This is a genomic window from Candidatus Poribacteria bacterium (genome assembly GCA_028820845.1).
Taxonomy (GTDB): Bacteria; Poribacteria; WGA-4E; order WGA-4E; family WGA-3G; genus WGA-3G.
This window is the reverse complement of the sequence record JAPPII010000044.1, coordinates 1-4,484: the sequence shown is the minus strand read 5'-3', so window position 1 is coordinate 4,484 and position 4,484 is coordinate 1. Positions and strand designations below refer to the sequence as shown.

General features: G+C 49.7%; 4 protein-coding genes. 2 read left to right on the top strand and 2 right to left on the bottom strand.

The window, feature by feature from the left end; all coding sequences use genetic code 11:
• Positions 1–98: 98 nt before the first annotated feature.
• Positions 99–578, top strand: a complete 480-nt coding sequence (locus OXN25_10325) for a hypothetical protein (protein MDE0425254.1) — start codon at positions 99–101, stop codon at positions 576–578.
• A gap of 12 nt (positions 579–590) precedes the next feature.
• Complete coding sequence (locus tag OXN25_10320) at positions 591–2,594, top strand: lamin tail domain-containing protein (protein ID MDE0425253.1); 2,004 nt, start codon at positions 591–593, stop codon at positions 2,592–2,594.
• 255 nt (positions 2,595–2,849) lie between these two features.
• On the opposite strand, the gene OXN25_10315 is transcribed toward OXN25_10320, so the two are convergent.
• Together OXN25_10315 and OXN25_10310 are read right to left on the bottom strand one after the other, a co-directional pair.
• Complete coding sequence (locus OXN25_10315) at positions 2,850–3,953, bottom strand: Rpn family recombination-promoting nuclease/putative transposase (protein MDE0425252.1); 1,104 nt, start codon at positions 3,951–3,953, stop codon at positions 2,850–2,852.
• Positions 3,954–4,302: 349 nt separating this feature from the next.
• Positions 4,303–4,484 (bottom strand): hypothetical protein (locus tag OXN25_10310; GenBank protein MDE0425251.1); only part of this gene is annotated, 182 nt, incomplete at its 5' end.

The following is a 4,484-nucleotide window of genomic DNA, read 5'->3' as shown; positions in this document are numbered from 1 at the left end:
AAATCTCCAAAAAGTCAACAACTTTATCCTAAACTCAACATTGAAAGACTACTAGTGCTGGTACTACGCTTGGGAAGAATGCCTTTGCTATTTATGAGATGCCCACAGCAGGGAGTGCTAACAATGGAATAACTGATCCAGCTGCGGCAGATGCTGGTTATGCGATACAGACAGCAGCCTCAGGTGATTTCGGAGCTACCGAAGGAGGTTTTCCAGACCTCAACAGTCTTTTTGAATTCGGTGGCACGATTGAACTCCTGCTTGGGGCAGCGGATTCAGTTACTGACGCGGCTCTTAAAACAGCACCTGCGAATTATCGCCTCGCTATCACCGAGATTATGTGGGGCACCAATGCTAGCAATGCTGCGACTACTGCAGGCGATCAGTGGATTGAAATCTACAACGCCGGTGATGCCCTGTTAGCTGCCGATGAGGTTCGTCTTGTGTTCACCTCAAACGTACGACTGGATCGCCTGGGTGACGAGTTGACGGATGACGATGTGGCGGGTCTCACAGCAGATGCCACCTATACCGTCGTTGACCGTGTGAGTGTCATCAACCGTTTCGGTTCGAGATAGGCACCGAAAGGTATGAGTGGTCGGACAGTCGCGTCTACCGATGGCACGCAGCCCGTGCAAAATCTGGTTTCGATGTACCGTAAACGTAGCACGAACGCTGCGAAGACGATGTACAAGTACAAAGCTGGTGCGCCCGATGGCGACAAGTTCGCTGACGGCACCGATGCAGGTCAGTGGATTAAATCTATTGGACGTCTGAATATGTCCGGTAATTACATCGGTACACCCGGTGCGGTTCAGCAGGATGACGGTGGTCAAGTCGTCTCAGCAAAGGCTCCTGCCTCGCTTCCCGGCACTGCTATAGTCATCAACGAGATTTACAACTCAGCGGGTCTGCAGTGGGTTGAGCTTTACAACACCGGCTCCGGCACTGTGAACGTCAAAAATTGGGAACTCGAAGCGGTAACCCCGAAAGACGGCGATGCTTCGGGCACCATCCAGCGGGTCTTTCGAGTGAACGACAAGGATACGAACATTCCCGCCGGTGGTTTCTTGGTCATCACCAACCGCGATCCAGCGGATACCATCTTAGCAGGGGGCGACGATCTGCGGGATACGAACAACGACAAGTTCAACGCAGGTGCGAGCCATCTGTATGTCATAGAGAACGATAGTGATGACAAGTGGATGCCAGAGAAGGGTTTCCTATTGGTTTTGAGAAACGGCAACGATAAGGACAATCACGAGAAGATTGTAGACATCGCCGGTAACGCCCTTGATAAGGTCATAAGCGACTCGATCGTGACGGATGTTTGGCCCCTGCGGGGTTGGACGGTTCCGGGGGATCGTCTTGATAATAGTTTCGGTAATGCTGCGAATAGTCTCGGTCGGAACACGGGTAAGACTTATGCCCGTGACGGTGCCGATGAAACTAACGGCAACCGTCTCCACAAAGACCACTGGATTGATAACGGTGCCGGTCCCGTCGGCGGTCTCGGTTATGATCCGGGTGTTGATCTGGCAATCGCTCCAGGAACACCGGGGTATGCCAACAACGCTCAGAAAGCGAATCCTGCTGACATCACAGGTGAAGTCGTCATCAGTGAGATTATGTATGATCCGGGTGCCAACGGCAATCTCGTGCAGTGGATTGAACTCTACAACTCTTCGATGACACAATCCGCGCTTCTCAACGGCGATTGGGAACTGGAGATTCGCAACATTGATACGGATGTCGAGTCCTACGTCGATGCGAAGTTCAAGTTTGAAAATGCCGTGATTCTGCCGAACCAGACATTGTTATTGGTCTCAGACCGTAGCAGTGCGAGTGATGTTCCGAGCAATCGGGTCTATAACCTATATCAGCGACACCGCAGTGAGTTGGGTCTCTCGGCACGGAAGAGCATTCTCTTGAGCAGCGTCGGTTTCCATCTCGAACTCCGGTATAAAACCACCGTCGTAGATGAAGCCGGTAACGTCATGCTTGATGGTCCGCGTCGGAGCGTGATGTGGGCATTGCCGGAGATGAATGGCGATATGCGCTATTCGCTCCTGCGTGGCTTTGGCACAAAGGCGTTTGACGGCACCGCGGATATGGCGAATGATGGCACGATGGCATCCTCGTGGATACCCGCACAGAGCGTCGGGAGCTACTACGGACACCGTGATGATGTCGGATCACCCGGACATCGGGAAGGTTCTCCCTTACCCGTCTCACTCTCCAGTTTCCGTCCCGTTCGCGACAAAGCCACAGGTCAAGTCGTGATTACATGGGTCACCCAGTCTGAGTTGAACAATGCTGGATTCAATATCCTGCGGAGTGAAACCAAAGACGGTGCGTTCCAGGTCATCAACGTCAAAGGCATTGTGCCCGGACACGGCACCACTTCTGAGAAGCATGTGTATACCTACACAGATACAACTGCGAAATCCAACGTTGTTTACTACTACCAGATTGAGGATGTCTCGTTGGACGGCAACCGGACAACCTTGCGCACGACACACTTACGTGGAAACGTCAGTGCGGGTGGTAAACTCACAACGCGTTGGAGTGAGCTAAAATCGTCTGGCAAATAGGTCGGACACATAGGTTGTTCAGGGATGAAACAATTGAACTAACCTAAACCAAAAACAGGGACTCCCGGCTTCGGTTGGGAGTCCCTGTTTTTTTGTTTTTGGATGGCACAACCTAAAAGGTTATGCTACAAAATACATAGATCGAGGGCGCAAACTGAAAGTTTACGCTACAAAACGTGCGATAAATCGCACTACTACGAACCGATCTCCTGTTTGTAGTAGGGCAATTTATTGCCCATCAATTACCGAAGGCGTTTACCAGTCAATATCATCAAGCGTTTCAGCTTCAAGGGCCTTTTCAAATAACGCATCAAGCTGCGAGATGTGGTGCATCGCAGTAATATGAGAGACAAGGGATTCGGGAACGTCCCCAAAGTCGCGGCGCAGGAGCTTGAGAATAGCATCCCGCTTTGCAAGCACCTGTCCTTGTTCCATACCGCGTTCCATACCGCGTTCCATACCGCGTTCCATACCGCGTTCCATACCTTGTTCAATGCCTTGTTGCAAGTAGTGTTCAGCCATCGTTTGCATGAGGGTTACCTCCTCTTGAGAAAGATTCAAAGTCTTTTGGTGTTCAGCAACAACCCGATCTAAATCCGCACGCTCCCCAACAGAACGCTTGTAGAAAACCAGTAAGTGAAGATAGTGCAACGCTTGCACCCACGCAGCACGCTCCGACTCCGTTAGACCACTCAGATGATCCCCTAACGTCTCTAAGACTGATACGAATACAGAACGATCCGGCGTGTCCGCACGTTTGAGGACTGTCATTAACCACCCAAACGGCCCCTCCGCCTGCAGTAAGTCCGCATCGGGTTCGCTCTGGATGCCCAGAAACAACGTTTCAAAACTCGGAACAAATCGACGCAAGGGTTCCGGCACATCCATCAACGTCTCCATTGAAATCATGGAGTGCCATTCTGCTTTTCCTGTATAAAATACAACAGGGATGATCGGACGAAAGCGCCACTGACTTTTCGGGACACCCTCAGCGACCCACTGCTGCCGTTGGTCATCCCAGATGTGATACATATACGATAACATCCGAAATCCCATCACGGGGTCTACCGTGGACTGATGTTCAATGAGTATGTAGATCATCACCTCTGTTTCATCAGTATCTCGAAACGGCAAAAGGAAAACCAGATCGGACTCTTGTTCGCGCAGGTTATCTGCGATGAAGGTCGTGTTGACGCGCTGGATTCTACTGAAGTCAAGGGACTCGACGAGGTCTTTGCCGATAATTTGCAGGAGTCCCCGGAGGTTCTCTCGGTTCGATAACAGCCATTTCGCACTTCTATCTGCGAACTGTCCCAGGGAGTCCATGAAAAAAGTGAGGATTTCATTGAAGTCTGCCATATACGGGTATTATACACGCTTTTGTGGGGTAATGCAACTAATTTGGATCCGGACGCCCGAACTTGTTCGGGAATGTTTCCATGAACCCCGCCCCCAACAAGTTGGTGCCCTTGGATACGCAAACTAACAGTTTGCGGTACGGTTATCACAGAAATCAAATAATCACAAATATCACAGTTCAGACAATTAACCCATAACCCTCCAGCACCGCGCGTTTTCCGCATAAAATAGCCGAAAAACGCAAAAAATATGTAATTTTGAGAAAAAATGCTAAATTTCAGGATAAATTACTGATTTTTTTTGATTTTTTTTGTAATTTTTCTTTGTTTTTTCGTATTATACCGTATAATTAACCCATAATGAAGTTGGGAAGTTTAACAACTTCAAAATACTGCTGAGGCGGAAGCCCCAGCAGAAGGTTAGGTTCAAACGGAAGAATTCGTATACGAATCCCTGGATACGTGTTCTTATTTTTCGGAGGGTTTTCGGTAAAATAATGAAAGGATAATAGAGGGACCCAATCTCCCTCTT

Coding starts and splice junctions, on each gene's coding strand:
- OXN25_10320 (MDE0425253.1), top strand. CDS start 591: ATGAGTGGTCGGACAGTCGCGTCTACCGATGGCACGCAGCCCGTGCAA.
- OXN25_10315 (MDE0425252.1), bottom strand. CDS start 3,953: ATGGCAGACTTCAATGAAATCCTCACTTTTTTCATGGACTCCCTGGGA.
- OXN25_10325 (MDE0425254.1), top strand. CDS start 99: ATGCCCACAGCAGGGAGTGCTAACAATGGAATAACTGATCCAGCTGCG.